General features: G+C 64.2%; 1 protein-coding gene. It reads right to left on the reverse strand.

Annotated features, from left to right (window positions below):
* Nucleotides 1-43 precede the first annotated feature (43 nt).
* Nucleotides 44-1,333 (reverse strand): ISL3 family transposase, encoded by a 1,290-nt coding sequence (locus tag ACETK3_RS21285; protein ID WP_373993593.1) that lies wholly within the window; start codon nucleotides 1,331-1,333, stop codon nucleotides 44-46.
* Nucleotides 1,334-1,444: the final 111 nt, after the last annotated feature.

The following is a 1,444-nucleotide window of genomic DNA, read 5'->3' on the forward strand; positions in this document are numbered from 1 at the left end:
GGCTCTTCACGGTTCGTGGTGAATGTTCTGCCGTGAAGGATGTTCATGCCGCTGTTCTGGCGGCACTGCGCAACAGGATACGCGTTTTGTAGTTGCGTGCGTTGGTGAATCCCCGGCCGGTCCTCTTTATGTGCTTGATCGCGGTGTTGTTGGCTTCCACTTTCGCGGTTGTCGCACCGGTGACGATGAGCACTTCGATCTCTTTCCACCAGCGGCAGACCGTCCGCCAGAGCCGGTTGGTTTCGGGCTGCGCGGCTTTGACAACCAGTGTCTGAAGCTGGTCTTTCGCGGCGGCCGCGTGGGCGAGGGACCCGGTGGTCAGCAGGGCGCGGAGCTGTTCCTTGACCAGCCACGCGGCCTGCAACTTCCCGGTGGCGTCGTCGGTGTCGAACACGGTGCTGAGCCTGTTCCGTGCCCGGTCCGAGAGTGTGTCCCCGGCCCGCAGGAGCAGTCGCCGATTTGCCCATACCGGGTCGATGGCGCGTCCCCGCCGGCCATGAACCTGCTGCGTGAGGCGCTGCCGGACTTCGGTGAGCATGTCGTTGCCAAGCTTGACCAGGTGAAATGCATCGACTGAGACAGCGGTGCGTGGCAGCCACATCCGCAGGGCTTTGCGGAAAGCGGCGGATGGGTCGATGGCAACGACCTGCACGCCCAGGCGCCATTCGAGCGGACGGGCGAAAAGCCAGTCCCCGACGCCCTCACTGTCGCGGCCGTCAACGATCCCTAGGACTTGTCCGGTGTCAAGATCGACGATGGTGGTCATCCATGGTTCGTAGCGTTTCCAGGCCTTGGTGGCCGGGTCGCGGAAGAACCGCACGGACCGGTAGCGATGTTCATCGATGCCGAGCATCCGCGGTGCAAGGGCGTCGACATCGGGCAGCGTCAGCGCCGCAGAGTCCAGGGCCCGCTGCACGAGCCACCATGAGACTCCGAAAGAAGCGGCGGCCTCGGCGGCTGCCCTGCCGGATCCGATGACGGCGGCAACCAGGGCCTCACGGAGCCGATGGGTGGACCGTGCCCGGCGCGGGACCTGGGTTGTTTCCTCGGTGAATGTCTGGCGCGGGCACAGGTACTCATCGCAGAAGAATCTCCGCTTGGCCCAGACCACTTCGACCGGCCCGGCGACGGGGATGTCACGCAGGCGTTGTGGCCGGCGGGAATGAACGCGGGTGCTGATGACGCCGCAGGATGGGCAGCCGGCCTCGGCGGTGGCCACGACTTGGATCCGGCGCTGCCCGAAAGCGAGGATCTCAGTCTCGGTGACGCGGTAGTCGGGCAGGTTGAAAATTGCGGTGGCAGCATCGGGGCGCGGCGAAGTAGGCTCGATCAAGGCTCGTAGCTCCTGACTTGATGAATGCGTAGAGAACATCCATCACAGCAGGGCTACGAGCCCTTCAGCTTTCAAGACACGAACCTGTTTCACCATCAACCACGAAGAGCC

This window comes from Arthrobacter sp. E44, from assembly GCF_041877125.1.
Classification (GTDB): Bacteria; Actinomycetota; Actinomycetes; order Actinomycetales; family Micrococcaceae; genus Arthrobacter.